Genomic DNA, 26,113 nt, shown 5'->3' on the forward strand with positions numbered 1-26,113 from the left:
GTCGACGTGGCTTCATCTAGCGCAGTGTCTGCGCCAACCGGTCATGGCTGCGGCTTGATTGGCGGAGGAGGTGGGATTCGAACCCACGGTAGACTTTCACCTACGTCGGTTTTCAAGACCGGTGCATTCGACCACTCTGCCACTCCTCCGACCCGGCTTTCCTACCCAACATGTCTTGATTCTGAAAGACGTTGTTTTCTGTGGAAAATCGCCGAGGGCGCACCTGTAGACTTTTCTTGCGGGTGACAACTGGTTATCCTGTGCGCGCGGGGACCAAAACAGCCACAAGAGCACAGGGACCGGCACCAACCGGGGAACAGCGTCGGCAGGCGCGAATACAGGCAAGGGGCAAGGCATGATTTTTCAGCGCAGAGGCCGCAAGACAAGCTGGCGCAACGTTGCGTTGGCCGGGATCGGCATGGTGATGCTGGCCGGGTGCGAGGAAGGGGCGACGTTCAATCCTTTCAAGCAGCTTGGTCAAAAGGAAAGACCCGCGGCGGCCGGCGAGACATCCGCAGGCTCGTCGGTCAAGCTGGTCGAGCGTGACGTCGAGGCGCCAGAGGTTTTTCAGACTACCGGTCAGGGGCTTTGGGACGGCCGTCCGTCGCTGGGCGGTGTCTGGGTGGCCCACCCGGACGTGCAAGAGCCCGAGCGGGTCATCATCCGCAACAACAGTAACTCCAAGTTCGTGATCGGTGCGCTGTTCCGGCGCGAACGCTCCAACCCCGGTCCGGCGTTGCAGGTTTCCTCCGACGCCGCCGCGGCGCTCGGGATGCTTGCAGGCGCCCCGGTCGAGTTGAACGTGACCGCGCTGCGCCGCGAGAAGACGCCCGATCCCGAGGCGCTGCCCGCCCCGGCGGTCGATCCCGAAGCCCCCGCCGAAGTCGAGGTCAGTACGCTTGATCCGGTCGCCGGCGCTGCCGCTGCGATCGACGAGGCCGACGTGGAAGGCGCCGCCGCTGCCCCCGAACCGGCGGCTGAGCCCGAGACCCAGACACGCGCTGCCGCCGCGGCACCTGCACCCGCGGCGCAGGCAACGTCACTGGAAAAACCGTTCATCCAGATCGGCATCTTCAGTGTCGAACAGAACGCCGAAAACACGGCGACCGCAATGCGCCAGGCCGGTATGGTTCCCACGGTCAAGGAACAGAGTTCGCAGGGCAAGACTTTCTGGCGTGTCATCGTCGGACCTGCGGCCAACAGATCCGAACGCAGCGTTTTGCTGAACAAGATCAAGGGCATCGGGTTTGAAGATGCCTATCCCGTAACCAACTAGAAGCTCTCACCATGAATCGTCTTCTGCGCTCCTTCGCTCCGGCCCTGTTCACGATGGCGCTGGCCCTGCCCGCCAGTGCCTTCGACACCTCGGCCAAGGCCGCGTTCGTGATGGATATCACCACCGGCACCATCCTGATGGACAAGAACGCGGACACGCCGCTGCCGCCGGCGTCCATGTCCAAGCTGATGACGCTCTACGTGGCGTTCGAGGCAATCCGCGACGGGCGGCTCTCGATGGACGAGGAATTGCCCGTTTCGACCCATGCGATGAGCTATGGCGGCTCGACCATGTTCCTGGACACGACCGACAAGGTTCGGGTGGATGATCTGCTGCGGGGGATCATCGTGCTGTCGGGCAACGATGCCTGTGCGGTGATTGCCGAGGCGCTCAGCCCGGACGGGACCGAGGCCGGTTTCGCCCGGTACATGACACAGCGCGCGCAGCAAATGGGGATGACCAATTCGATCTTCATGAATTCGAATGGCTGGCCCGCCCCGGGCCACGTGATGAGCACGCGCGATCTGGCGCTGCTGGCGAAACACCTGATCGAGGATTTTCCGGAATTCTACCCGATGTTCGCGGAAACCGAGTTCGAGTTTGACGGCCGTGCCCCCAAGAACACGCAAAACCGCAACCCGCTGCTCAAGATGGGTATCGGGGCCGATGGCCTCAAGACCGGGCATACCGTCAAGGCGGGCTATGGGCTCGTGGGGTCGGCCAAGCAGGGTGATCGCAGGGTGGTGTTCGTGGTATCCGGCCTCGACAGCGTCAAAACCCGTGCCGAAGAGAGTTCGGCCATCGTCAACTGGGCGTTTCGCCAGTTTGTCGAAAAATCGGTGGTGAAGGCCGGCACTCAGGTTGCCCAGGCCGATGTCTGGATGGGAAGCACCACCACCGTCGGGCTGACCGTGGCCGAGGATGTGACCACCCTGATGCCGGTTCTGGGCGACGATAATCTGAATGCCGAGGTGGTCTATACCGGCCCGATCCGTGCACCCATTGCCAAGGGTGATGAATTGGCCGAGCTGGTTTTTGCGCCAGACGGATTGCCGGAAACCCGGATCAAGCTGGTGGCTTCGGATGATGTCGCCAAGGGCGGCTTCCTGGCGCGCCTGCGTACCGTGTCGGGCCTGCTTCTGACCCGCCTGCAACAGGGGCCCGAGGGCGCGCTTTGAGCGGGCAGGGACGGTTTATCACATTCGAGGGGATCGACGGTTCGGGCAAGTCCACACAGGCGCGCCTTCTGGCCGATCATCTGCGGGCGTCAGGCCGCGATGTGGTCCTGACCCGCGAGCCGGGCGGCAGCCCGGGCGCTGAGGATATTCGCAAGCTGGTGCTTGAGGGGGATGCGGACCGATGGTCGGCCGAGACCGAGCTGCTGCTTTTTACCGCCGCGCGGCGCGATCACCTGGAACGCACCATCGCGCCCGCTGTCGCGGAGGGTAAGATCGTGGTCTGTGACCGTTTCGCCGACAGCACGCGGATGTATCAGGGGGTGGGCCGCGCCGATCTGCGGCGGCTGGTGGATCAGCTGCACGAATTGATGATCTGCCGCGAGCCCGACCTGACCATTCTGATCGACATGGACCCTGAAACCGGCCTCAGGCGCGCCCTGTCGCGGGGCGGCGAGGAAGAACGGTTTGAATCCTTCGGCAGCGACATGCAGCGGCGTATGCGTGACGGGTTTCTGGCGCTTGCACGGGAATTCGCGGACCGTTTCATCGTGATCGACGGCGGGCGCGGGATTGATGATGTGGCCGCCGATGTGCGTCGCGCGGTCGAGGGGCGGATCTGATGGCCACGGAAACGCCGCCGGAACCCGACCGTGTCGAGGGGGCGCCGCACCCGCGCGAAACGCCGGAACTGATCGGCCAGGACAGCGCCCAGGCGGCATTTCTCGAGGCGTTCAACGCGGGCCGGATGCACCACGGCTGGCTGATCACCGGCCCGCGCGGAGTGGGCAAGGCGACGCTGGCCTGGCGGATTGCCCTTTTCCTGCTGGCCACGCCCGCCGCGGAAGAGGGCGGGTTGTTCGGGGATGCGCCGCCCTCCCCCGAAACGCTTGAAATTTCGGCCGATCACCCGGTCGCGCGGCGGTTGCTGGCGGGATCCGATCCGGGGTTGTTTCACATCACCCGCAGCGTGAACGAGAAAACCGGCCGGATGCGCGACATGATCGTGGCCGACGACGTGCGGCGACTGAACCAGTTCCTGCAGCTCAGTGCCGCCGATGGCGGGCGGCGCGTCGTGATCCTCGATTGTGCTGACGAGATGAATGTGCAGGCCGCCAATGCGCTGCTGAAGATGCTTGAGGAACCACCTGCGCGCACGACCCTGTTGCTGGTCAGCCATCAGCCCACGCGGCTGTTGCCGACGATCCGGTCGCGCTGTCGGGAATTGCGGCTTTCGCCGTTGGCGGCCGGTGATATGGCGCAGGCATTGCGCCAGGCGGGTATCGACGTGCCCGAGGATTCCGGCGCCCTGGCCGAACTGTCCGGCGGGTCGGTGGGCGAAGCGGTGCGGCTGATTAACCTGGACGGTCTGAAAATCTATGCCGAACTGGTGGCGATTCTCGGAACCCTGCCACGGCTTGACCGGGCCCGCGCCCTGAAGCTGGCCGAGGCCGCGGCGGTGCGTGGCGCCGAGGACAGGTTCGATCTGCTGATAGGTCTGACAGATCTGCTGTTGTCGCGGATGGCGCGTAGCGGGGCGGTCGGTGCCGCCCCCGCGGTTCAGGCCGCGCCCGGCGAAGCGGACATGCTGGCGCGCCTCTCGCCCGATCCCGCGAAAGCTCGGGCCTGGGCCGAATGCGCGGCCGAGATCGGCGCTCGCGCCCGCCATGGCAGGGCGGTCAACCTTGACCCTGCCGCGCTGGTCCTAGATACGGTGTTCAGGATACAGCAAACCGCCGCGGGCTAGGCCCGCCAAGGGCCTCAATATGACAGACCAGATCCAGATCACCGACAGCCATTGCCACCTCGATTTCCCGGATTTCGACGCTGAACGCGATGACGTGATCGACCGTGCCGTGGCGGCCGGTGTTACCCGCATGGTCACGATCTGCACCCGGCTGCGGCTGGAGCCGCAGGTGCGCGCGATTGCCGAGAAATACGCGCCGGTCTTCTATGCCGCGGGCACCCACCCGATGAGCGCGGCCGACGAACCGCTGGCCACGGTCGATGACCTGGTCGCCCTGGCGCGGCACCCGAAATTCGTCGGTATCGGTGAGACCGGTCTTGACTATCACTACACCTCGGAAAGCGCTGAAATCCAAAAGAAATCCCTAGCTGTCCATATCGAGGCGGCGCGTCAGACAGGCCTGCCGCTGATCATTCACGCCCGCGCCGCCGATGACGACATGGCCCGTATCCTGACAGATGAACATCGCAATGGCGCCTATGCCTGCGTCATGCACTGTTTTTCCTCCGGCGCGGGGCTGGCGCGGGCGGCGCTCGACCTGGGTTTCTATCTGTCGATGTCGGGTATTGCCGCCTTTCCCAAGAGCCAGGAATTGCGTGACATATTCGCGGCTGCGCCAGTGGACCGTATCCTTGTCGAAACCGACGCGCCCTATCTTGCGCCGCCTCCCTATCGCGGCAAGCGAAACGAGCCTGCCTACACGCTGCACACCGCGCAGAAAGGCGCGGAGACATTCGGCATGGACTGGCCGGAATTCGCCGCGCAGACCCAGGCCAATTTCGACCGGCTGTTCTGGAAGGCCGCGGCCTATGAGGACGCCGCCTGATGGCCGAATTGCGCTTTACCATCCTTGGCAGCGGGTCGTCCGGCGGGGTGCCCCGGCTGGGCGGGCATTGGGGCGATTGTGATCCGTCCAATCCGCGCAATTACCGCCGCCGCTGTTCGATGCTGGTCGAGCGGGTGGCGGATGGCGGCATCACGCGGGTTCTGATCGACACCTCGCCCGACCTTCGCACCCAGCTTCTGGATGCCGGTGTAGGAGAGCTTGACGCCGTGGTCTATACCCATGCCCATGCCGATCACGTGCACGGGCTGGACGACCTGCGGATGATCGTCTTCAACATGAAGCGCCGCTTGCCGGTCTGGGCCGACGGTGCCACGCAGGACGCGCTGTTTTCGCGTTTCGGCTATGCTTTCGTGCAACCCGAGGGGTCGCCCTATCCGCCGATCCTCGACATGCACACAATCGACGGCCCGGTGGTGATCGACGGTGCGGGCGGGCAGGTGACGTTGACGCCGTTCAAGGTGGGTCACGGCTCGATCGACGCGCTTGGCTTCAAGATCGCGGGGCTGGCCTATCTGCCCGATGTGGCACAGATCCCCGACGCGGTCTGGCCGGTGCTCGAGGGGCTGGATTGCTGGGTGCTCGATGCGCTGCGCCGCAAGCCGCATCCGACCCATTCGCATTTCGAGCAATCGGTCGAATGGATGAAACGCGCCCGCCCGAAACAGGGCGTCCTGACCAATATGCACATAGATCTGGATTACCAGGCGGTGATTGCTGAAACCCCCGACTGGATCACCGCCGCCTATGACGGCATGGTGATCGCCTACCCGGACTGACGCGGATGCAGGCGCTGCTCGAAGTCATCCTGCCAGTGTTTGTGGTCACGGGGTTCGGCTATTTCGCCGTCTGGCGCGGCTGGTTTTCCGACGCGGGCGTCGACGGGCTGATGAATTTCACCCAGAAATTTGCCATTCCCTGCCTGCTCTTTACCGCTATCGCCCGGCTCGACCTGGGGCAGAGCTTTGACTGGCGGCTGCTTGCCAGCTTCTATGCCGGCGCGCTGGCGGGGTTCCTGCTGGGGCTTTTCGGCGCCCGCCACCTGTTCGGGCGATCGTGGGAGGATGCGGTGGCGATCGGCTTTTGCTGTCTGTTCTCCAACACGGTCCTGCTGGGCCTGCCGCTGACCGAACGCGCCTACGGGACAGAGGCCATGAACACGACCTTTGCCATCATCGCGATGCATTCACCCTTCTGCTATGGGATCGGCATCACCGCGATGGAGATCACCCGCGCGCGGGGTACTGCCGGCGTGTCACTGGTGGGCAAGGTGCTGAAGGCGATGTTCTCCAACGCGCTGATCATCGGGATCGCGCTTGGGTTCATCGTCAACCTGACCGGTTTCCCGATCCCCGGCGTGCTGAATGACGGGCTGGACCTGCTGGTGCGCGCCGCGCTGCCTGCGGCGCTGTTTGGTCTGGGCGGCGTGCTGGTGCGTTACCGGCCCGAGGGGGATCTGCGCGTGATCCTGTTTGTCTGTGCCATCGCGCTGGTGGTGCACCCGATGATCACCCGCGGGCTGGTCGCGGCCTTCGCGCTGCCGGTCGAGGTGGTGCGCGCCTCGGTGCTGACGGCGGCGATGGCGCCGGGGATCAACACCTATATCTTCGCCAACATGTATGGCGCGGCCCGGCGGGTGGCGGCCTCGGGCGTGCTGATCGGCACGGCGCTGTCGATCCTGACGGTCTGGGTCTGGCTGGCGCTGTTGCCCTAAGCAGCGCCGCTTCCCCCCTGCCAATCTAAACGTCTTGCGGCGGCGCGCCGCCGGTAAATGCGTTGCCGTTGGCGTAATCGCAAGGCGCTTCCTGCATCTCAAGGTGCAGGCCGGTGCCGGTGTAGGGGTTGGCGCGGGCCAGGTCTTCATCGATCTCGATGCCCAGGCCGGGTGCCTCGGGTGGCAGGATGAAGCCATTTTCGATCCGAATGCTGTTCTTTATCAGCGCGTTGTGAAACGGCGTGTCGATGGTTTCGGCCATCAGCAGGTTGGGGATCGACGCGGCCAGATGAATGTTGGCCGCCCATTCCACCGGCCCGGCATAGAGATGCGGGGCCATCTGCGCGTTATAGACCTCGGCCATGGCGGCAACCTTCTTCATTTCCCAGATGCCGCCCGCCCGGCCCAGGGCCGGCTGCAGGATCGTGGCCGCGCCCGCGCGCAGGACCGGGGCGAATTCGGCCTTGGTGCACAGCCGCTCGCCGGTGGCCACCGGGATCGAGACCGCCTGCGCCACCTTAGCCATCTCGGCCACGCTATCCGGCGGGATCGGCTCTTCGAACCAGAGCGGCGCATAGGGTTCCAGCGCCTTGCCCAGGCGGATCGCGCCGGCGGTGGTGAACTGGCCATGCGTGCCAAAAAGCAGATCGGCACGGGTGCCGACAGCGTCGCGGATCGCGCGGCAGAATGCGACCGACAGATCAATATCCGTCATTGCGGGCATGTGCCCGCCGCGCAGCGTGTAAGGCCCGGCGGGGTCGAACTTGACGGCGGTATAGCCCAGGTCGACCATCGCCAGGGCGGTTTCGGCCGCTATCCCCGGCGACGTCCAGAAATCGGTGATATCGTGATGGGGCAGGGGGTAGAGGTAGGTATAGGCGCGGATGCGGTCATTCATCCGCCCGCCCAGCAACGCCCAGACGGGCCGCTCGCGTGCCTTGCCCAGAATGTCCCAGCAGGCGATCTCAAGCCCGGAAAACGCGCCCATGACGGTCAGGTCGGGACGCTGGGTGAAACCCGACGAATAGGCACGCCGGAACATCAGTTCGATATTCTCGGGGTTTTCGCCCTGCATGTAGCGCGCGAACACATCCGCGATCACCGCTTTCATCGCCTTGGGGCCGACCGAGGAGGCGTAGCATTCGCCCCAGCCGACAATGCCGGTATCCGTGGTCAGTTTCACCAAAATCCAGTAACGCCCGCCCCAGCCGGGGGCCGGCGGGGCGGTGACGATGATCTCGAGGTCTTGCAGGCGCATGGGATGGCTCCGATCCGTTTCGACAACGCTGCCCCGAGCGCCGGGCGTAGCGCAAGCCCGAATGCGATGTCGGCGTGCCTGATTTTTCCCGGCATCGCCGGGTTTGGTGAAACCGGCGGTTGACACCGGTAATAGGCAGCGTATCACAGCCCCAGGTTTTGAACCTGCAGCTCGCCCAAGCATCCGATGCCAGCCAGCCCGTTTCACTGGAACTTCGGAGGCGATATGACAAAGATATCCTACATCACACTGCTACCCTTCCTGGCGCTACCGGCGGCCGGGCAGGCCAAGACACTCTCGATCCTGATGGCTGACCTGGCCAAAGAAGGTATCTACCGGTTTTCGGATACCGACGGTGACGGTACCACCCGCGGCGCCGAGGGCGCGCTGTTCTTCGACGGCTCTGCCCTGGGTCTGACTGGCCTCAACGTCTTCACGCTGGAGGGCAAGGACGGCGTCTACTACGCGGGTGAGGGCGACACCGACACGGTCTACCGGCTGAAAGATCTGGATGGCAATGGCGATGCCAATGATGTCGGGGAATCGCGGGTCTGGTTTTCCTCCGCCAACGCGGGAGGCTACAAGCTGCACACGCCCAACGGCATGGCGGTCGGCGCCGACGGTGCGGTTTACGTGACCGAGGCGGATGTCCTTTCGGATCAAAGCGGCGATTTCATATTTCGCACCGTTGACCTGAACAATGACGGCGACGCCAATGACGCGGGCGAAGCAACGCCCTGGCTGGACCTGAAGGCGCTGAACGGCAAGTCGTCTCCGTTTGAAATCTCGTTCGATGGCGATGTCGCGTATATCTCAGACCTGGTGGGTACGGATGACAACGTTATCTACCGCGCCGAGGATGTGGACGGGTCCGGCGTTGTCGAGGCAGATGAGGTGAGCATCTTTATCTCAGAGGGTAATCCCTATGGCGCGCCGGTGGATTTCGGGATGACCGCGCAGGACGGCACGGTCTATACGCTCGAGTTTCTGGACTTCGCAAACCCGTCCTCGCTTTATGCGCTTATCGACAGGAACGGCGACGGTACGATTGACGCCGCTGACGAAGCGACCGAGGTCTGGAATGCCGGCGCCTTGCCGGATGGGTTCGGTCTGGATTTCGGATTTGACCTGAATTCGGACGGGTCGGGAACGCTGGCACTGGTTTCCAACGGCCTGACACCGCAGACAACGGGCGTTTACCTGTTGCAGGATCTCAACGGCGACCTGGATTTTCTGGACGACGGCGAAACCACGGTGTTTGCTTCGGGAGCCGAGTTTCCGGGCATCTTCGACAAGCCGCGCCCGGTCACCTTCTATGACGGCCCCACGGGCATTTCGACAGTACCCCTGCCCGCAGGCGGTATCCTGTTGTTGAGCGCGCTTGGCCTGTTGGCCCTGCGCCGCCGCTGAGCCGCAGACGGGCCGTGCCATGCGTGCGGCCCGCCTGAGCGGCAGGCTGTCATATATCCAGTCCCGGGTCGATGTGAACGTGACCGATCTTGTGCAGGAACCCTGAAAGGATGCGCGCATATTCGTCGGGTTGTTCGACGCAAGGCAGATGACCGGCGCGGCGGATCAGGTGGAAATCGGCGCCGGGGATCAGTTCGATCGTTTCGCGAACCAGATCGGGCGGGGTGGAGCCGTCATCGGACCCGGCAATGCCAAGCGCCGGGAGGCGCAGCCCGCTGGTGGGGGTGTAGAAATCGGTGCCCGAGATGGCATTCATGCAACCGATGAACCCTTCGAGCGGCTGGTTTGTCATCATGTCCCGCCAGAACCGCACCGCGGGCGAAGCGCGAAAGGCACGGGTGAACCACCGCGCCATCGTCGCATCCGCCAGCGCCTCGATACCGCCCGCCCGGGCCGCCCTGATACGGTCGTCCCACATGCCGGCCTGTCCGATCTTCGCGGCGGTGTTCGACAGGACCACGCCGCGCACCAGATCCAGCCGCTTGATCGCCAGGCCCTGCGCCACCATCCCGCCGATGCTGAGGCCGACAAATACGCAATCGCGCAGCCCAAGATGATCCAGCAGCTGTTCAGCATCGCGCACCAGCTGGCCCATCGAATAGGGGCCGGGCGGACAGTCCGAGGCGCCATGCCCGCGCATGTCATACCGGATGATCCTGAGCCCCGCGGGAAGCAGCGGCAGAATCTGGTCCCACAGCCTGAGATCGGTACCGAGCGAATTGGCAAAGACCAGCGGCGCGCCGTCCGGATCGCCATCCTCGACCACGTTCAAGGCGATGTCGCCCAGATCGACCCGCGCCATCAGCGCAGCGCCATATGGGCGACGATCTGGCCGTGATCCGAGGCCAGCTTGTTATAGGGTGCCTCGGGGTGGGAGCCATCGGTCAGGTGGTCGTTAAAGACGCTGAAATAGGTCATGTCGCCGATGCGGTCGGGATTGTCGGGATGAAAATGGCGCGACAGGAACAACTGGTCGATACTCTCGTACACGCCGCCGAAGGCCGAGGTATAAACCATGTCGCGCAGGGATTTCCGGACAAAGAGTTTCTCCGCCGAATGCAGGCGGACGCGTTCGATATCGCCGGTGATCTGGCGGTGTTCCTCGGCGGAATAGCGGTCATTCGCCGCCTTGGCATCGTGTCGCAACATCCAGGCATAGTTCTTGAACGGGGTTTCACCGGCGATGATTTCCGAACTGACCGCATGTTCGCCATCGTTGAAATCGCCCATCACCATGACAGGGTGGCCGGCGTTGATCTCCTTGACGATCTCGCCGCGCAGCACCCAGGCTTCGGCCATGCGACGGACGGCGGCGCGCAGGCTGCCCAGGGCGCGGCCAACCGGGTCATAGCGGGTCAGATCTTCTTCGGGGGCGTATTCGGCGCCCTTGGGTTTCAGATATTCGCCCAGCTTGGATTTCAGGTGGCAGTTGAACACGGTGATGACCCGATTGCCCACCGGCACCCGCACCTTGAGGATCGGGCGCGACAGCCGGCGCAGGCGATAGAACCCGGCCTCCTGGTCCCCTTCCATGCCGCGCAGGGGCTGGAACGGGATGTCCAGCGGCTGCGGCAGATCCTGGATCATCTCGGGCGCCCCCTCGAAACCGAACCGTGACAGCAGCGCCAGCCCCGGACGCCGCTGGCCAGGCACGCCCTCATCCGCGGCATTGGGGGCAAAGGCCAGCGCGGCGTCGGTATAGGGTTCCACCGCAAGCTTGCGGAAAATCACCTTGCGCCGGTAGCTTTTGGACTTGTCGGGCAGGGTGGCTGCGTTCAGCGCCTCGGCCCGCCGGTTGGTCTCGTCAATCACGCTGCGCAGGGCTTCTTCTTCGAAAATCTCCTGGAAACCCACGATATCGGCATCCAGCGTCAGCAGCTGGTTTGCCATCCAGTCCTCTTTCCAGGCGTGTTCTTCGGGCGTGTATTGCTGGAACTCGTAATATTCCTTGTCCGGTTCGATCAGGTTCTTGACGTTGAAGCTGGCGATGGTGAACTCGGTCATACGTCATCCCCGTATTTGCTGAGGGCGGTCTGAAAGACGCCGGCGTCGACATTGCCGCCCGAGATCGTGACGATGACCGTATCGCCTTTGATCTGGTCGCCGTGAAAGAGCGCCGCGGCGAGGGCGGCGGCGCCGCCGGGTTCGGCGACCACCTTCAGCCGCGCCCAGGCAATCGCCATTGCCCGCAGGCATTCCTCTTCGCTGACTGCCAGGCCGGGGCCGCACAGGCGTTGCAGGATCGGAAAGGTGATCTGCCCCGGCGCGGGGGTCAGGATCGCGTCGCAGATATTGCCGGACTGGGCATTGTTGGTTTCGATTTGCCCCGACGCCAGCGAGCGTTTCACATCGTCAAATCCCTGCGGTTCCACCGGACGCGGGCGCAGGGTGGGCGCGTCGGCCTCCAGCGCCAGCGCGATGCCCGATGTCAGGCCGCCGCCGCCGCAACAGACCAGCACATCAGCATTTTCGATGCCCAGTGCGTTGGCATCCTCGGCAATTTCAAGCCCCGTCGTGCCCTGTCCGGCAATCACCTGTGGCTCATCATAGGGCTTGATGAGCGTGAGCCCGCGTTCGGCGGTCAGCTTGTCGCCCAGCGCCTCGCGGCTTTCGCCGCCCGCACGGTCATAAAGCACGACCTCGGCCCCCAGGGCGCGGGTGTTGTCGATCTTCATCTGCGGTGCGTCAGCCGGCATGATGATGATCGCCGGCACGCCGAATTCACGCGCCGCCAGGGCCACGCCCTGGGCATGGTTGCCGCTGGAAAAGGCGATCACGCCGCGCGCGCGGGTTGCCGCGTCCAGCGCCGAGACGGCCGAGCGGCCGCCGCGATACTTGAAACTGCCGGTGTGCTGAAGGCATTCGGGCTTGATGAACACGCGCCGCCCGGCGATCTGATCGACAAAGGGTGAGTTCAGCAGCGGGGTACGGCGGGCATGGCCCCTGAGCCGGTCCGCCGCCGCGCGGATCATGGTGATGTCGGTCATTTTACCTGCTCCAGCAATTGCGTGATTGCCAGAAGCGCCTCCGGCTCGTCCAGAAAGGGTACATGGCCCCGGTCGGCCACGGTGGCGGCGATCATGCCGGGGTGGCGCCGGGCCATCTCGGCCTGGGTCGCGGCGGTCAGCAGGTCGGAATTGGCACCCCTGATCGAGGCTAGTGGCAGACCGTCCAGCGCGTCGAACAACAGCCAGAGATCCGGCGCGTCGCCGGCCCGCGCCTGACCCACCAGCGCATCGCGCAGACGCGCATCATAGCGCAATGCCAGGGTTGCCTTGCCTTGCTCCTGCCACATGAATTCGGCCTGCACCAGCCAGCGGTTGTAAATGACGCCGGGAAAATCCCTGCCATAGACCGCCGCCAACCCCTCGGCGGCATCGGCGTAGGTGGCGAAATTGGGCTCCTTGCCGACATATTCCATGATCCGTTCCAACCCGGCATGATCGACGTCAGGCCCGATATCGTTGAGGATCACACCGTTCAGCCGCGCCTTGTGCGCATAGGCCAGCAGCATCGCGATCAACCCGCCGCGCGACGTGCCCAGTAGCGTGACCTGCGCCAGCCCCAGGTGATCAAGCAGTTCGATCGCGTCCTGGGCCTCGCGCATGATGGAGTAGTTCATGAAATCAGGGTCGTAATCCGATTTCCCGCGCCCGCGGTAATCCATCCGGATCAGCCGGGTATGCGCCATATGCGGCGCCAGAAAGTCGAAATCCCTGCTGCTCCGGGTCAGCCCGGCAAGGCACAGCACGGGAATGCCGGTGCCGTCATCCTCGTAATAGAGCGTCAGGCCGTCCGAGGTCCGGAACGTAGGCATCAGACGCCCGCCAGGCCGGGAATGCCGGTAAGATCCTCGAGGAAATGGTCGGGTTTGGCCGGCAAGCGGTCCACGGGGTCTCCGCCGCGGTTGACCCAGGCCGTGGTAAAACCATATCCCGCCGCACAGCCCGCATCCCAGCCGTTGGACGACACGAACAGCACTTCGTTCCTGGCGCAGCCGAAACGGGATTCGACAAGGTCATAGACCACGCTGGCGGGTTTGAAGATGCCGACGCTTTCCACCGACAGCACATCGTCCAGCACGTCACCGATCCCGGCCGATTGCACCGCGCCGTCCAGCATCGCGGGCGAGCCGTTGGACAGGATAGCCGTGTTCATGCCGCCTGCTTTCAGGGCCGACAGCATGGCCGGCACTTCAGGATAGGCCTCGAGCTCCCAATAAAGCTGCAAAAGGCGCTCGCGCAGTTCGGGATCGCCCGAATGACCGCTGGCTTCCAATGCCCAGTCCAGCCCGTCCTGCGTGACATCCCAGAAATCCGCGTGGTTGCCGGTGATGGCGCGCAGCCATGTATATTGCAGCTGTTTCAGCCGCCAGTCATTGGCAATCTGCGGCCAATCCCGGGCAAAGGCTTCGCGCCCCGGTTCGGCAGCGGCGTTGCGGGCGGCGGCACCCACGTCGAAAAGCGTACCATAGGCGTCGAATATACAGGTGGTGATGGGCATTCTTTCCCTCCGGTTCATTTGGGGCGCAGACTGGCATGGATGGGCGGAAGGGGGAAGGTCAATCTGGGCGGTTGCCCGCGCCGTGGTTAACGGTTTGCAATCACCTGGCGCAAAGGATAGCGTAATGCGCACTTCGCCCAAGAACCCGCGCGCCGATGCGCGGCCTTGATACCCTGTTTCAAGACACGATTGGAAAACTGATGAGCCAGGTCAAATCGGGCGATACGGTGCGCCTTCACTATACCGGTACGTTGGCTGACGGCACGGAATTCGATTCAAGCGCCGGCCGCGACCCGCTGGAATTCACGGTGGGATCGGGCCAGATCATTCCCGGGCTGGACCAGGCTATCCCGGGGATGGAAGTAGGCGACAAGAAGGTTGTCGAGGTTCCGGCGGATCAGGCTTATGGTCAACCGCATCCCGACGCGCGCCAGGACATGCCCCGCAGCGAGATCCCCGCGGAAATTCCGCTTGAGGTTGGCATCCAGCTGCAGATGCAGGCGCCGGACGGGCAGGCCATCCCGGTGCGGGTCGTTGCCGTGACCGAGGAAACCGTCACGCTGGACGCGAACCACCCGCTGGCGGGCCAGGACCTGACCTTTGCCATTGAACTGGTGTCGATCGGCTAGACGGTGATCCGAAGAGCGGATGGCTGACTTTCGCCGGGCATGAGGTCACGACCGGCGCGCGGCGGGAAGACTGAAGCCGGGTCCACATCTGCTGTTCTGGCCGATGGAAACAGGTCTCAGCCCGGTCTTGACATCGCAAAAAACTGATCCTGCCCGGTTCGCTTGCCGGAATTGCATGCAGGCGTTCAAATCATGCTGACACTTTGCCAGCGGCCGGTCATCACCCGGCCGGTGTTCTGAAACTTTTTGCACAACGTATCCGTGAGTCCGACGTCGCCGAAATTGCGGCGTCATTTGCTCCAAAGGTGATACGAAATGGCTATTTTCGGAATAATTGCTGACGCGCAGGCCGCCAAACGCGAGATTCTGCGTACCATTACACAACCACTTAAGGATGTATCCAGACGGCTGCGAACGATCCGCCTGCTTGTCTGGGTGGTTCGGGCCTGGGCCGCCGTGTTGAGGGCCCTGAACGCGATACTGACCGCGCTCAGGGCGGTTCTGCGGTTCATCGGCCTGCTGCCCTTTGCGCCGGTCCGGGCCTTCGTGCGTGTGCTGAACACAGCGCTCTCCCGGCTTCTCGATGTCATTAGCCCCATATCTCGTACCCTGACCAGTTTCGCGCGAAGGCTGACCGCGCTGGACAACGGGCTCGACGATGCCCGGGACACGATTTCCAAGATCATCACCAGATTGCGGCTGGCCCGCGCGAAGCTGCTTCTGGTGGAAACCCTGGCACGGGCGCTGGAGCCGCAGCAGGATCTGCTTGAACGGATCTTGCCCCAATCCCTGCTTGACCGGATCAGAAGAGCCGTTGCGCGGCTGGAAGATCTGTCGCGCCAGCTAACGATGGCGCGCATGGCACTGATTGCCCTGTTTGCGCCGCTGGACATGTTGTTGTCGGCGCTGAAATCGATCTCGGACGAGATCGAGAAGCTGTTTGGCGTCCTGCGCGCCATCCTGGCCAGCCTCAACCCGCTTCGGGGCGCGCTGAACGCGATCCGCGATGCCATCCGGCAACTGCTGCAGAACCCGATTGTCAGGGCGGTGCTGGACGGGATCACGTTCTTTCTGTCCGCGGTTGAGGCGCTGTTCGACGCGGTGCTCGAGGCGAGCGGGATCAACCGGGCGCTCGATGCCATTCTTCGCCGGGTTGCGGCGGTTCAGGGCATCATCACCGCTCTTGAGGACTATCGTCGCCGGCTCCGGGAACTGATCGAACAGTTGAACGCCATTCGGGCGCAGCTGAATGCCATCCTGGCGATTCTCGATGAGATCATCGCGGTGGTCGACGAAATCATCGCCGCGTTGCAGGGCATCCAGCTTCCGGTCAAGACGCTGATCGAGGCGTCGCTTACCGACTATTCGGACCTGATCGAACATCGTGATGCGCCGGATTTCGCGGAAACATTCGCTGTCCACCTGGAAAAAATCCCCGAGGACAGGGCGCTGGCGGCGGAAATCGAGGATCTGAACGGCGAGGCGCAGCTCTTTGTGCGGATGTCCGGCAGGATGCCGTCACGGTTGCAGCTGCGCGTGTCGACGGAGGATCTGGCCGAGCTCGACCGGATCGCGCCGCCGCCGATGCCGGTTGCACAAATCCCCGGCCTGATGACAGGGGAAGCCCTGATCGAGGAGCTTCACGGGGCGATTGCAGGCAGTACCGACGATCTTGTCGCGCTGCTTGAGCGCAATGACATTCCGGTGCTGGATGCCGATGGACGTCAGGCGCTTCGCGGCCTCTACGCGACGTTTGACCCGGCGAAACCGCTGCCATCGGGCGATGTTTCCGACGCGCGCTGACCGTGCCAGTGGCCGGATGCGCGTACCGGTTGGCGCCATGCCCTGCCATTGCAGCGCGTGGCGCCGGCTTGTCGGACGGCAATGCCGAGGGGGACGCCGGTTGCCAAGCCCCCGCGATTTCGTGCAGGGCGCAGCTTAACCCTGGTCGATCTCCAGCAGCACCGCGCCCGCCCGGCCCGGGGTCATCACGGCATCATGGGCCTGCGCACATTCCCCCAGCGGATAGGTGGTGTGGATGGCCGGGGTCAGGCTGCCGTCAGCCAGGGCGGCATGCAGGCGGGCGATGGCGACGTTGCGGGCGGGTTTGGGCAGGATGTAGATCAGGGCGATGTCAATCTTGAGCGCCTTGAAGAGATAGGCACCAAAGGGCAGTTGCGGCGTCATGTCCAGGAAACTGCCATAGGTTGCGATGGTGCCGTTCGGCACCATGACCTCGGCCAGCAGGGCGGCGTTGACGCCGAACTCGACCTCGACCGCGCGGTCGATACCGGCACCGCCGGTGGCCTCGGTGATCTGCGCGGCCAGATCCGGGTCGGCATAGTCCAAGACATGATCGGCGCCCGCATCACGTGCCCGCTGCGCGGCCCCTGGCGAACAAGTTGCGATCACCGTCGCACCGCCGGACTTCGCGAGCTGCACCGCGTTATGCCCCACCGCCCCGGCACCGCCACTGATCAGCAGGGTCTGCCCGGCAATGTCGCCGCCGCCAAAGACCGTATGCGCCGCGGTCAGGCCGGGGATGCCCAGTGTCGCGCCCAGGTCAAAGGAAATTCCGTCGGGCAGGGGAACAGCCTGCGCGGCGGGCAGGGCGATATATTCAGCGGCGGTGCCAAAGGCGCGCTGCCACTGGCCGTTCCAGATCCACACCCGCTGGCCGATACGGCCACTGTCGACGCCGTCGCCAACCGCCTCGATCACACCGGCCCCGTCGGAATTCGGAATGATCTGATCGAAGGCCGGTTTGGTCACGCCGGGCCGCGCCCCGGCACGCGCCTTGGCATCGGACGGGTTCACGCCCGAGATTGCGAGCCGCACCAGAACCTCTCCGGCGGCGGGGGAGGGGGTGGGCATGTCGGTCAGCGACAATACATCGGCGGCGGGGCCGAAACGGGAATAGGTGATAGCGCGCATGCGGGGCCTCTTGGCCAAGGGACTCAACCGTCAGAATGCCGAAATTCAGGTGCGGCGCAAGCGGATGACGACATCGACCTTGGCGATCTCGGTCCCGTCGGGGGCGTTGGGCAGGCTGGCGATCTCAAGCTGGTCGGCGGGCGCATCGCTGAGGCGGTTTTCATCTTCCCAGAAGAAATGCGGGTGGTCATGGGTATTGGTGTCGAAATAGCTGCGCGAGCCATCCACCGTCACCTCCTGCACCAACCCGGCGTCGCAAAAGGCCCGAAGCGTGTTGTAGACCGTCGCCAGCGACACGCTTTCGCCCATTTTCTGCACATCGGCAAAGAGGCTTTCGGCGGTCACGTGCCGGTGCTGCCCGTCGCCCACCAGCAACGTGGCCAGCGCCACGCGCTGTCGCGTTGGACGCAGACCTGCGCCGTTCAGCCACTTGGTGCTTCTTGCTATTGCTGCATCGGATGCCACGTCGGATCGTCCTTTTTGCCTGCCCCACAATATAGGGCCGCCACGCCGAGGAATTCAAATAGATTCATGCGGATTGCCGAGGCAAGCTGCCGCACGCGGGCTTGCAAGCGCCTTTTGCCGGGTGTTACAGGGGAAGTAACGGATTATTGCAAAACTGAAAGGGGCCGCCACGTATGGCAGACTATCCGACCAGCTTTGACCGCGACGCGCTGCTGAAATGTGCCCGTGGAGAGCTCTTTGGCCCCGGCAATGCCCAGTTGCCCGAACCGCCGATGCTGATGATGGACCGGATTACCGATGTCAGCGCCGATGGCGGCGAACATGGCAAGGGGCACGTGGTGGCGGAATTCGACATCGACCCTGACCTGTGGTTCTTCAAGTGTCACTTTCCCGGCAATCCGATCATGCCCGGCTGTCTGGGCCTGGACGGTCTGTGGCAGCTGACCGGGTTCAACCTGGGCTGGCGGGGCTGGCAGGGGCGCGGCTATGCGCTGGGCGTGGGCGAGGTCAAGCTGACCGGCATGGTCCGGCCTGACCGCAAGATGCTGACCTATCACGTAGATTTTACCAAGGCGGTGCAGACCCGCCGGTTGACTATGGGTGTGGCCGATGGCCGGGTTGAGGCCGATGGCGAGGTCATCTATCAAGTCAAGGACATGAAGGTTGCGCTGTCCGAAAGCTGACCCCCTGACCAAAGGAGATCGCTAATGCGTCGTGTCGTTGTCACCGGCCTGGGGATTGTCTCGAGCATCGGCAACAATGCCGAAGAGGTGCTGGCCTCTCTCAGGGCCGGCCGCTCGGGCATCACCGCCAATGAGGAAATGAAAGAACATGGCTTCCGCAGCCAGATCGCGGGTGCGCTTGACATCGACGTGGCCGAGCATGTCGACAAGCGTACGCTGCGCTTCATGGGGCCGGGCGCGGCCTATGCCCATATCGCGATGGGCCAGGCGATCGCCGATGCGGGGCTTGAGGAAAGCGATATCGTCAACCCGCGCACCGGCCTCGTGGCAGGCTCCGGCGGGCCGTCGACCAGCGCCATGCTGGCGGCGCATCAGACGGTGTTGAAGACCGGTGCGACCAAGCGGATTGGCCCGTTCGCGGTGCCGAAGACCATGTGCTCGACCATCTCGGCCAATCTCAGCACCGCCTACAGGATCAAGGGCATCAACTATTCCATCACCTCGGCCTGTTCGACCAGCCTGCATTGCATCGGCAACGCGGCGGAACAGATCATGATGGGCAAGCAGGACTTGATGTTCGCCGGCGGCGGGGAAGAACTGGACTGGACGCTGTCCTGCCTCTTCGACGCCATGGGCGCGATGTCGTCGAAATACAACGACACGCCGGAACGCGCCAGCCGGGCCTTCGATGCCGATCGTGACGGGTTCGTGATCTCGGGTGGCGGCGGTATCGTGGTGCTGGAAGAACTGGAACGTGCGAAAGCCCGCGGGGCAAAAATCTATGCTGAAGTCACCGGCTACGGTGCCACGTCCGACGGGGCCGATATGGTGGCCCCCTCGGGTGAGGGCGGCGAGCGTGCGATGCGCCTTGCACTGGAAACGCTGCCCGAAGGCCGCAACGTCAGCTATATCAATGCCCATGGCACTTCGACCCCGGTCGGTGACGTGGGTGAGGTCGAGGCGGTCAGACGGATTTTCGGACAGGGCAGTACACCGCCCATATCCTCGACCAAGTCCATGACAGGCCACAGCCAGGGCGCGACCGGCGCGCAGGAAGCGATCTACTGCCTGCTGGCGCTGCACCACGATTTCATTATCCCGTCGATCAATGTCGAAACGCTGGATCCCGCGTTGGACGCGTCCGAGATTGCGACGGCCCGGGTCGACGATGCGGGTATCGACACGGTGATGACCAACTCTTTTGGCTTTGGCGGCACGAACGGGTCGATGCTGCTGAGCAAATTCGATGGATAGGCACATATGAATGATGCAATGAAGGGCAAGCGCGGGCTGATCATGGGGGTGGCCAATGACCGCTCCATCGCCTGGGGTGTGGCCAAGGCGATGCACGAGGCGGGCGCGGAGCTGGCGTTTTCCTACCAGGGGGAGGCATTCGGCAAGCGAGTCGAACCTCTGGCCGCATCGCTCGGCTCGGATTTGCTGCTGGATGTGGATGTCTGCAACGATGCCTCGCTGGACGCGTGTTTCTCCGCGCTGGCCGATCGCTGGCCGACGATTGATTTCGTGGTCCACGCCATCGCCTATTCCGACAAGTCCGAGCTGACCGGCCGGTTCCTGAACACCAGCCGCGCCAACTTCAAGAATTCGATGGATATCTCGGCCTATTCCTTCATCGAGGTGGCGCGCCGCGCCCATCCGATGATGAAGGAAAACGGCGGCACGCTTTTGACCATGACCTATCAGGGGTCCAACCGCGTCGTGCCGAATTACAATGTCATGGGTGTGGCCAAGGCCGCGCTGGAGGCGACAACCCGCTATCTGGCCAATGACCTGGGCCCAGACGGCATCCGCGTGAACGCCATTTCGCCGGGGCCGATGAAGACGCTGGCGGGCGCGGTGATCGGCGGGGCGCGCAAGACCTACAAGCATACGGATCAGAACGCCCCCCTGCGCAGCAACGCCACGCTTGAGGCAATCGGCGGCACGGCGGTTTACCTGGCCTCGGACGCGGGCGCCTGTACAACCGGAGAGATCATCCGCGTCGATGGCGGCTACCACGTTCTGGGGATGCCTCAGCCCGAACATCTTTGATGTGCCTTTCGTAAATCTTGTTAAAAACAAGGATCTTATCTGATTTTCGTCAGATGAGCGCCGCATTGTTGCCACGAGTCGCTGTCACCGTTCCGGCATGGAGTTTGCGTTTGTAAAACGAGAAGCGCGGCAGGAGCGCTACAAGACACGGGCAAGAACCGCCCGGTTCTATGCGCGATTCGTCATGTTTGCGCTGGTCTGTACCATTGCCGCTGCCGCCTGGCAGGACGAGCATTACGGCCCCCAGATGAAGCAATACGCCCTGTTCGCCATGGAGAAGTTCGAAGCGGCAACGGACGAAGGCAGCACCAGCCGCAAGATCGTCCAGGCCGCGATCAGCAAATTGCAGCTCTGAGCGCCTGATCGACTCCAACACGGATACCGCCACATGGATATTGCCGACCAAGCCGGGGCCGAGGGGTCCGGGCGGGGTGTCGCCTGGCTGTCGGTGTCGATGCCGCCCCGCGTCGCCAATATCGTCTGGTGCGGTAGCCGATGTGTCAGCGCAGCTTCGGTATCCCGCCCGGGAGTTTTTCACGGTCGACCACGGCGGCGCGCAGGGAACGCCCGATGCGATGCGCCAGCGCCGACCACGCGGCGGCCTGATCCGGCGTCAGCTCGGCGCGCAGGGTCGCATCGAACAGGCCCAGCCAGCTGTCGAACATGCCCGGGCGCACATTGCCCGCCTTCACATGCGCCTCAACCGGACTGCCCTCATAGCTGCGCTCATGCAGGATCGTGTTGGCCCAGAAATCCGCCACCTGGGCCTCATGCGCGGGCCAGTCGGTAACGTGCACGGCAAAAACCGGCCCCAGCATCGGGTGCGCGCGCACATCGGCGTAGAACACCGCCACGACCCGCTCGATTTCCGGGCGGGTGATGGCAAAGCGCGGGGGCAGGGCGGTGGTCATGCCCTTTACCTGCCGCGTGTGGCCCGGGCTTGCAAGGCGGCAGTTCGGAAATGTATCAGATATCACACCCGCGCAGCGGCGCGATCAGATCGCCGCACACGATCCGGGACAAGAGCCGCGGGCCGGGCGGCACGCCCGACAACGGCGCCAGCACATGGTCGCGGATCAGGGGCAGAATGCGGCTGTTCGACTGGTACATCGGGGTAAACACCGCGCTCATGAGCTGATAAATCCAGAGATGGCGTTTTCGGCGGTCGCAATAAAGGTTTAGCGCCGCGTCGAGGGTCGGGCTATCCCGCAGCGCCAAAGTCAGCGCCCAGGCATCAAGCAGCGCCATATTCGCCCCCTGGCCAAGTTGCGGACTGGCCCGATGGGCGGCATCCCCGATATGCACCAGACCGGGCGCAACGGGTCGGCGCAAGGTTCCGTGGCCGTAGAAGGCCGGAGTCAGCTGTCCATGATCGGAAATGCCCTGCAAGAACGGTGCGAATTCGGGCCAGAGCGCAGTTGCCGCCGCCTTCCATTCTGACAGGGGTTTTTGCTGGAAATCCGCGATCCCTTCCCGTGGTAGCGACCAGAATATCGCCGCCTTCCGGGGGCCGCCTCCAGGTAGGGTGCCAACCGGCAACACGCCCACCATGTTGCGGGCGGCGCGGTAGCGTTGCGATAGCTGATGCTCGGGGAAAGGCGCGTTATCGGGCCAGTCCACCGTACCCCAGACCGCCCCATAGGGCAGATCGCGCGCGCGCAGCGGCGATAGGGGCGACCCGGCGCCGCTGGCGTCGATAACAAGGTCAAACCGCTGACTGTCCCTGCCATCGTCAAAACTCAGCCGGCCATCGTGAAACCCCATGACGGCGCTGTGGGTGATCACTTCGACTCCGGTGGCCCGGGCGGCCTCGAACAGCGCGTGAAAAAGCGCCGCCCGGTGGATCGCCAACCCGCAACGTGCCGGATCTCCAGACGGGTCATAGGAGACATCCAGCACCACCCGCCCGCGCCGCGCCTCATGTCCCAGCATGTGGGTCACCACCTGCCCGTGGCCATGGGCCAGCGTATCGGCGCCGATGCGCGCCAGCACCGCCTGGCCCACCGGCTGAATCACCAGGCCCGAACCGACCGGGCGCGGCGTGTCGAACTGGTCGAACAGCGATACCGCGTGCCCGTCTCGTGCCAGCGCCGTGGCCGCGGCCAGCCCGCCGATCCCGGCCCCGGCAATTCCGATTTCAAGCTGCTGCATCTTGTCTGCCATACTGTCTTTTGCGCCAATCTATGCCGGGCATCGGGAATATGCACCCGGCAATCTGACGCGGTGCGCGACGCCCTCTGGACGCGGCCTCTGGCCCGGCCTATAAGGCGCGTCATGACCCGCATTCTGGCGATCATTATTCGAATTATATGCCCGGCGCTCTGAGCAGATCGAGCCGCCGGGACAAGGCGTATGTGCCAACGCGCCGCCCCCAGACATCCCAGTAAGACACGCATATGAAGGACGCCACCGATGTGCGCCGAAACCCCCGACTACAAAGACACGCTGAACCTGCCCAAGACCGATTTCCCGATGCGCGCGGGCCTGCCCAAGCGCGAGCCCGAGTGGCTGGAGCGCTGGAACCGGATCGGCATCTACGACACGCTGCGCAAGAAGGCAGACGGCCGCAAGCCCTTCACCCTGCATGACGGCCCGCCCTACGCCAACGGGCATCTGCATATCGGCCACGCGCTCAATAAGATCCTCAAGGACATGGTGGTGCGCAGTCAGCAGATGATGGGCCGCGACGCGCGCTACATCCCCGGCTGGGACTGCCACGGACTGCCGATCGAATGGAAGATCGAGGAACAATACCGCAAGAAGGGCCGCAACAAGGATGAGGTCGATATCGTCGACTTCCGCCAGGAATGCCGCAAATTTGCCGAGGGCTGGATCGACATCCAGCGCGACGAGTTCAAGCGCCTGGGCGTGACCGGCAAATGGTCGAAACCCTACCTGACGATGGATTTCCGGGCCGAGCGTATCATCGCCGAGGAATTCCAGAAATTCCTGATGAACGGCACGCTCTACCAGGGTTCGAAACCGGTGATGTGGTCGCCGATCGAACAGACCGCCCTGGCTGAGGCCGAGGTGGAGTATCACGATAAGGAAAGTTTTACCATCTGGGTGAAGTTCCGCGTGGCCACAGAAGGTGATCTGCAAGGCGCATCTGTTGTCATCTGGACCACCACCCCCTGGACGATCCCCTCGAACAAGGCGGTGGTTTATGGCGAGAATTTTTCGTACGGGCTTTACGAAGTCACCGCCACGCCCGAGGAGTGCTGGGCCAGTGTCGGCGACCGGTTCCTGCTTGCCGACAAGCTGGCGGCGGATGTGTTGACCCGCGCGCGGCTGGCCGAGGGTCAGTGGACCCGCGTGCGCGACGTGACGGCTGATGAACTTGCCGGCCTGTCGCTGCAACACCCGCTGGCCGGGGCCGAGGGCGCCAATGGCGAATGGGACGACCTGCGTGATTTCCGCGCCGCCGATTTCGTCACCGATGAGGAAGGCACCGGCTTCGTGCATTGTGCGCCGTCGCACGGGATGGAGGAATACGAGCTATACCGCGATCTGGGCATGCTCAGCCAGGTCATCACCTATAACGTGATGGATGACGGCTCTTTCCGGGCCGATCTGCCGTTCTTCGGCGGCACGTACATCCTGTCGCGCAAAGGCGGCGAGGGGGATGCCAACAAGGCGATCATCGACAAGCTCGTCTCGGTCGGCGGGCTACTGGCGCGCGGCAAGATCAAGCACAGCTATCCGCATAGCTGGCGGTCCAAGGCGCCGGTCATCTACCGTAACACGCCGCAATGGTTCGCCGCCATCGACCAGAAGGTCGGCGACGGGCAGGACCAGCATGGCGAAACCATCCGTCAAAGGGCGCTCACCGAGATCGACAATGTCAAATGGACGCCCAGAACCGGCCGCAACCGGTTGCATTCGATGATGGAAGCGCGGCCCGACTGGGTGCTGTCGCGCCAGCGCGCCTGGGGCGTGCCGCTGACCTGCTTTGTCCGCAAGGGCGTACCGCCCACCGATCCGGACTTCTTGCTGCGCGACGCAGCGGTCAATGCCCGTATCCTCGAGGCGTTCGAAGCCGAAGGTGCCGATGCCTGGTACAAAGCCGGCGCCAAGGAACGGTTCCTGGGCAATGACTATGACCACGATGAGTGGATCAAGGTCGAAGACATCCTCGACGTGTGGTTCGATTCAGGCTCGACCCACGCCTTCGTGCTGCGCGACCGCGCGGACGGGTCAGAGGACGGGCTGGCCGATCTCTATCTGGAGGGCACCGACCAGCACCGCGGCTGGTTCCACTCGTCGATGCTGCAAAGCTGCGGCACGCAGGGCTGTGCGCCCTATCGCGGCGTACTGACCCACGGCTTCACGCTTGACGAGAAGGGCAACAAGATGTCCAAATCGCTGGGCAACACCATCGTGCCGGACGAGGTGGTCAAGCAATACGGCGCCGATATCCTGCGGCTCTGGGTGGCGCAGACCGATTACACCAACGATCAGCGCATCGGCCCGGAAATCCTGAAGGGCACCGCCGACAGCTACCGCCGGCTGCGCAACACCATGCGCTTCATGCTGGGCGCGCTGGCGCATTTCGAGGATCGTGACCGGGTCGAGCCCGCCGAGATGCCGGAACTGGAACGCTGGGTGCTGCACCGCCTGGCCGAGCTGGATCACAAGGTGCGCACCGGTTATGCCGCCTATGATTTCCAGGGCGTGTTCCAGGCATTGTTCAATTTCGCCACGGTCGAGCTCAGCGCCTTCTATTTCGACATCCGCAAGGACGTGCTCTATTGCGACGGTGACACGCCGCGCCGCCGCGCCGCACGGACCGTGCTGGACATCCTCTTTCACCGGCTGACCACCTGGCTGGCCCCGGTGCTGGTCTTCACCATGGAAGAGGTCTGGCTGGAACGGTTCCCGGGCGAAGACAGCTCGGTGCACCTGACCGATATTCCCGCCACCCCCGCCGACTGGCTGGACGAGCCGTTGGCCGCGAAATGGTCAAAGGTCCGGCAGGCACGGCGTGTGGTAACCGCGGCGCTTGAGGTGCAGCGCACCGACAAGGTCATCGGCGCCTCGCTGGAAGCCGCGCCAATGGTGCATGTGCGTGATCCGGACATGCTCTCGGTGCTGAAATCGGTCAGTTTCGAGGATATCTGCATCACCTCGGATATCTACCTGACCGGTGATCCCAGCCCGGCCGAGGCGTTCCGCCTGCCCGAGGTGGACGGCGTGACCGTGGTGTTCGAGAAGGCCGAGGGCGGGAAATGCCAGCGCTGCTGGAAGATCCTGCCGGATGTCGGCAACCATGCCCATCCCGGCACTTGTGGGCGCTGCAGCACGGCACTGGACCACGCCGCGTCGGGCGCGGCTTCGGCATGAGCGCGGAAAGGAAATCCTGA

Annotated in this window: 25 protein-coding genes and 1 tRNA gene; 15 read left to right on the forward strand and 11 right to left on the reverse strand. The window is 63.9% G+C overall.

The window, feature by feature from the left end; genetic code table 11:
* Positions 1–59: 59 nt before the first annotated feature.
* A tRNA-Ser gene (locus AAFO92_RS16435) sits at positions 60–149 on the reverse strand.
* Positions 150–355: 206 nt separating this feature from the next.
* On the opposite strand from AAFO92_RS16435, the gene AAFO92_RS16440 reads away from it, so the two are divergent.
* The 7 genes from AAFO92_RS16440 to AAFO92_RS16470 are packed head-to-tail and all read left to right on the forward strand — an operon-like array spanning position 356 to position 6,756.
* Positions 356–1,276, forward strand: coding sequence for an SPOR domain-containing protein (locus AAFO92_RS16440; RefSeq protein WP_347536923.1), 921 nt, complete (start codon positions 356–358; stop codon positions 1,274–1,276).
* An 11-nt stretch (positions 1,277–1,287) separates the two neighbouring features.
* On the forward strand, positions 1,288–2,454 hold the full coding sequence (locus tag AAFO92_RS16445) for a D-alanyl-D-alanine carboxypeptidase family protein (protein WP_347536925.1): 1,167 nt from the start codon (positions 1,288–1,290) through the stop codon (positions 2,452–2,454).
* The gene (tmk, locus tag AAFO92_RS16450; RefSeq protein WP_347536927.1) at positions 2,451–3,074 is read left to right on the forward strand and encodes a dTMP kinase; all 624 of its coding nucleotides are present in this window, start codon (positions 2,451–2,453) and stop codon (positions 3,072–3,074) included. Before AAFO92_RS16445 ends, tmk begins: the two co-directional genes overlap by 4 nt.
* Positions 3,074–4,198, forward strand: coding sequence for a DNA polymerase III subunit delta' (locus tag AAFO92_RS16455; RefSeq protein WP_347536929.1), 1,125 nt, complete (start codon positions 3,074–3,076; stop codon positions 4,196–4,198). Before tmk ends, AAFO92_RS16455 begins: the two co-directional genes overlap by 1 nt.
* A 19-nt stretch (positions 4,199–4,217) precedes the next feature.
* Entirely contained in the window at positions 4,218–5,024 is an 807-nt protein-coding gene (locus AAFO92_RS16460; RefSeq protein ID WP_347536930.1) for a TatD family hydrolase, read from the forward strand.
* A complete protein-coding gene (locus AAFO92_RS16465; protein ID WP_347536932.1) occupies positions 5,024–5,821 on the forward strand; it encodes an MBL fold metallo-hydrolase in 798 nt (265 codons plus the stop codon). The genes AAFO92_RS16460 and AAFO92_RS16465 overlap by 1 nt, the downstream gene beginning before the upstream one ends.
* A gap of 5 nt (positions 5,822–5,826) precedes the next feature.
* Positions 5,827–6,756: an AEC family transporter gene (locus AAFO92_RS16470; RefSeq protein WP_347536934.1), complete on the forward strand. Its 930-nt coding sequence runs from the start codon at positions 5,827–5,829 to the stop codon at positions 6,754–6,756.
* A gap of 25 nt (positions 6,757–6,781) precedes the next feature.
* Here AAFO92_RS16470 and AAFO92_RS16475 read toward each other — a convergent pair whose 3' ends face one another.
* A complete protein-coding gene (locus tag AAFO92_RS16475) occupies positions 6,782–8,014 on the reverse strand; it encodes a mandelate racemase/muconate lactonizing enzyme family protein (RefSeq protein ID WP_347536936.1) in 1,233 nt (410 codons plus the stop codon).
* A 225-nt stretch (positions 8,015–8,239) separates the two neighbouring features.
* Here AAFO92_RS16475 and AAFO92_RS16480 point away from each other — a divergent pair, with 225 nt between their 5' ends.
* The gene (locus AAFO92_RS16480; RefSeq protein WP_347536938.1) at positions 8,240–9,424 is read left to right on the forward strand and encodes a hypothetical protein; all 1,185 of its coding nucleotides are present in this window, start codon (positions 8,240–8,242) and stop codon (positions 9,422–9,424) included.
* Positions 9,425–9,473: 49 nt separating this feature from the next.
* On the opposite strand, the gene pcaD is transcribed toward AAFO92_RS16480, so the two are convergent.
* From pcaD to AAFO92_RS16505, 5 genes are read right to left on the reverse strand one after another with little or no spacing between them, the layout of a single operon-like run.
* Positions 9,474–10,286, reverse strand: coding sequence for a 3-oxoadipate enol-lactonase (gene pcaD / locus AAFO92_RS16485; RefSeq protein WP_347536940.1), 813 nt, complete (start codon positions 10,284–10,286; stop codon positions 9,474–9,476).
* A complete protein-coding gene (locus AAFO92_RS16490) occupies positions 10,286–11,488 on the reverse strand; it encodes an endonuclease/exonuclease/phosphatase family protein (protein ID WP_347536942.1) in 1,203 nt (400 codons plus the stop codon). Before AAFO92_RS16490 ends, pcaD begins: the two co-directional genes overlap by 1 nt.
* Positions 11,485–12,471, reverse strand: coding sequence for a threonine/serine dehydratase (locus AAFO92_RS16495; protein WP_347536944.1), 987 nt, complete (start codon positions 12,469–12,471; stop codon positions 11,485–11,487). The genes AAFO92_RS16490 and AAFO92_RS16495 overlap by 4 nt, the downstream gene beginning before the upstream one ends.
* Positions 12,468–13,301 carry an alpha/beta hydrolase gene (locus tag AAFO92_RS16500; protein WP_347536946.1) on the reverse strand — a complete coding sequence of 278 codons (834 nt, stop codon included), beginning with the start codon at positions 13,299–13,301 and terminating at the stop codon, positions 12,468–12,470. The genes AAFO92_RS16495 and AAFO92_RS16500 overlap by 4 nt, the downstream gene beginning before the upstream one ends.
* The gene (locus AAFO92_RS16505) at positions 13,301–13,987 is read right to left on the reverse strand and encodes a haloacid dehalogenase type II (protein ID WP_347536948.1); all 687 of its coding nucleotides are present in this window, start codon (positions 13,985–13,987) and stop codon (positions 13,301–13,303) included. The genes AAFO92_RS16500 and AAFO92_RS16505 overlap by 1 nt, the downstream gene beginning before the upstream one ends.
* Before the next feature lie 200 nt (positions 13,988–14,187).
* Between AAFO92_RS16505 and AAFO92_RS16510 the strand changes: the two genes are divergently transcribed.
* Together AAFO92_RS16510 and AAFO92_RS16515 are read left to right on the forward strand one after the other, a co-directional pair.
* The gene (locus AAFO92_RS16510) at positions 14,188–14,616 is read left to right on the forward strand and encodes a peptidylprolyl isomerase (protein ID WP_347536950.1); all 429 of its coding nucleotides are present in this window, start codon (positions 14,188–14,190) and stop codon (positions 14,614–14,616) included.
* Positions 14,617–14,931: 315 nt separating this feature from the next.
* A complete protein-coding gene (locus AAFO92_RS16515) occupies positions 14,932–16,419 on the forward strand; it encodes a hypothetical protein (protein WP_347536952.1) in 1,488 nt (495 codons plus the stop codon).
* A gap of 135 nt (positions 16,420–16,554) precedes the next feature.
* On the opposite strand, the gene AAFO92_RS16520 is transcribed toward AAFO92_RS16515, so the two are convergent.
* A complete protein-coding gene (locus AAFO92_RS16520) occupies positions 16,555–17,550 on the reverse strand; it encodes an NADPH:quinone reductase (protein ID WP_347536954.1) in 996 nt (331 codons plus the stop codon).
* Between the two features lie 45 nt (positions 17,551–17,595).
* A complete protein-coding gene (irrA, locus tag AAFO92_RS16525; protein ID WP_347536955.1) occupies positions 17,596–18,015 on the reverse strand; it encodes an iron response transcriptional regulator IrrA in 420 nt (139 codons plus the stop codon).
* A 173-nt stretch (positions 18,016–18,188) separates the two neighbouring features.
* Between irrA and fabA the strand changes: the two genes are divergently transcribed.
* The 4 genes from fabA (at position 18,189) to AAFO92_RS16545 (ending at position 21,105) form a co-directional block, all read left to right on the forward strand.
* Entirely contained in the window at positions 18,189–18,698 is a 510-nt protein-coding gene (fabA, locus tag AAFO92_RS16530) for a bifunctional 3-hydroxydecanoyl-ACP dehydratase/trans-2-decenoyl-ACP isomerase (protein WP_347536957.1), read from the forward strand.
* A 24-nt stretch (positions 18,699–18,722) separates the two neighbouring features.
* A complete protein-coding gene (gene fabB / locus AAFO92_RS16535) occupies positions 18,723–19,952 on the forward strand; it encodes a beta-ketoacyl-ACP synthase I (RefSeq protein WP_347536959.1) in 1,230 nt (409 codons plus the stop codon).
* Positions 19,953–19,958: 6 nt separating this feature from the next.
* Positions 19,959–20,750 carry an enoyl-ACP reductase gene (locus AAFO92_RS16540; protein ID WP_347536961.1) on the forward strand — a complete coding sequence of 264 codons (792 nt, stop codon included), beginning with the start codon at positions 19,959–19,961 and terminating at the stop codon, positions 20,748–20,750.
* A gap of 97 nt (positions 20,751–20,847) precedes the next feature.
* A complete protein-coding gene (locus AAFO92_RS16545) occupies positions 20,848–21,105 on the forward strand; it encodes a hypothetical protein (protein WP_347536963.1) in 258 nt (85 codons plus the stop codon).
* Positions 21,106–21,250: 145 nt separating this feature from the next.
* Here the strand turns inward: AAFO92_RS16545 and AAFO92_RS16550 are convergent, their stop codons facing one another.
* Both AAFO92_RS16550 and AAFO92_RS16555 read right to left on the reverse strand, forming a co-directional pair.
* Complete coding sequence (locus AAFO92_RS16550) at positions 21,251–21,661, reverse strand: group III truncated hemoglobin (RefSeq protein ID WP_347536965.1); 411 nt, start codon at positions 21,659–21,661, stop codon at positions 21,251–21,253.
* A 55-nt stretch (positions 21,662–21,716) separates the two neighbouring features.
* The gene (locus tag AAFO92_RS16555; RefSeq protein WP_347536967.1) at positions 21,717–22,913 is read right to left on the reverse strand and encodes an NAD(P)/FAD-dependent oxidoreductase; all 1,197 of its coding nucleotides are present in this window, start codon (positions 22,911–22,913) and stop codon (positions 21,717–21,719) included.
* A 249-nt stretch (positions 22,914–23,162) separates the two neighbouring features.
* On the opposite strand from AAFO92_RS16555, the gene ileS reads away from it, so the two are divergent.
* On the forward strand, positions 23,163–26,093 hold the full coding sequence (ileS, locus tag AAFO92_RS16560; protein WP_347536969.1) for an isoleucine--tRNA ligase: 2,931 nt from the start codon (positions 23,163–23,165) through the stop codon (positions 26,091–26,093).
* Positions 26,094–26,113 lie beyond the last annotated feature (20 nt).

The sequence above is a fragment of the Roseovarius sp. CAU 1744 genome (assembly GCF_039839345.1).
In the GTDB taxonomy this organism is placed as follows: domain Bacteria; phylum Pseudomonadota; class Alphaproteobacteria; order Rhodobacterales; family Rhodobacteraceae; genus Roseovarius.

Coding starts and splice junctions, on each gene's coding strand:
- AAFO92_RS16440 (WP_347536923.1), top strand. CDS start 356: ATGATTTTTCAGCGCAGAGGCCGCAAGACAAGCTGGCGCAACGTTGCG.
- AAFO92_RS16445 (WP_347536925.1), top strand. CDS start 1,288: ATGAATCGTCTTCTGCGCTCCTTCGCTCCGGCCCTGTTCACGATGGCG.
- AAFO92_RS16455 (WP_347536929.1), top strand. CDS start 3,074: ATGGCCACGGAAACGCCGCCGGAACCCGACCGTGTCGAGGGGGCGCCG.
- AAFO92_RS16460 (WP_347536930.1), top strand. CDS start 4,218: ATGACAGACCAGATCCAGATCACCGACAGCCATTGCCACCTCGATTTC.
- AAFO92_RS16465 (WP_347536932.1), top strand. CDS start 5,024: ATGGCCGAATTGCGCTTTACCATCCTTGGCAGCGGGTCGTCCGGCGGG.
- AAFO92_RS16470 (WP_347536934.1), top strand. CDS start 5,827: ATGCAGGCGCTGCTCGAAGTCATCCTGCCAGTGTTTGTGGTCACGGGG.
- AAFO92_RS16475 (WP_347536936.1), bottom strand. CDS start 8,014: ATGCGCCTGCAAGACCTCGAGATCATCGTCACCGCCCCGCCGGCCCCC.
- AAFO92_RS16480 (WP_347536938.1), top strand. CDS start 8,240: ATGACAAAGATATCCTACATCACACTGCTACCCTTCCTGGCGCTACCG.
- pcaD (WP_347536940.1), bottom strand. CDS start 10,286: ATGGCGCGGGTCGATCTGGGCGACATCGCCTTGAACGTGGTCGAGGAT.
- AAFO92_RS16490 (WP_347536942.1), bottom strand. CDS start 11,488: ATGACCGAGTTCACCATCGCCAGCTTCAACGTCAAGAACCTGATCGAA.
- AAFO92_RS16495 (WP_347536944.1), bottom strand. CDS start 12,471: ATGACCGACATCACCATGATCCGCGCGGCGGCGGACCGGCTCAGGGGC.
- AAFO92_RS16500 (WP_347536946.1), bottom strand. CDS start 13,301: ATGCCTACGTTCCGGACCTCGGACGGCCTGACGCTCTATTACGAGGAT.
- AAFO92_RS16505 (WP_347536948.1), bottom strand. CDS start 13,987: ATGCCCATCACCACCTGTATATTCGACGCCTATGGTACGCTTTTCGAC.
- AAFO92_RS16510 (WP_347536950.1), top strand. CDS start 14,188: ATGAGCCAGGTCAAATCGGGCGATACGGTGCGCCTTCACTATACCGGT.
- AAFO92_RS16515 (WP_347536952.1), top strand. CDS start 14,932: ATGGCTATTTTCGGAATAATTGCTGACGCGCAGGCCGCCAAACGCGAG.
- AAFO92_RS16520 (WP_347536954.1), bottom strand. CDS start 17,550: ATGCGCGCTATCACCTATTCCCGTTTCGGCCCCGCCGCCGATGTATTG.
- fabA (WP_347536957.1), top strand. CDS start 18,189: ATGGCAGACTATCCGACCAGCTTTGACCGCGACGCGCTGCTGAAATGT.
- fabB (WP_347536959.1), top strand. CDS start 18,723: ATGCGTCGTGTCGTTGTCACCGGCCTGGGGATTGTCTCGAGCATCGGC.
- AAFO92_RS16540 (WP_347536961.1), top strand. CDS start 19,959: ATGAATGATGCAATGAAGGGCAAGCGCGGGCTGATCATGGGGGTGGCC.
- AAFO92_RS16545 (WP_347536963.1), top strand. CDS start 20,848: ATGGAGTTTGCGTTTGTAAAACGAGAAGCGCGGCAGGAGCGCTACAAG.
- AAFO92_RS16550 (WP_347536965.1), bottom strand. CDS start 21,661: ATGACCACCGCCCTGCCCCCGCGCTTTGCCATCACCCGCCCGGAAATC.
- AAFO92_RS16555 (WP_347536967.1), bottom strand. CDS start 22,913: ATGGCAGACAAGATGCAGCAGCTTGAAATCGGAATTGCCGGGGCCGGG.
- ileS (WP_347536969.1), top strand. CDS start 23,163: ATGTGCGCCGAAACCCCCGACTACAAAGACACGCTGAACCTGCCCAAG.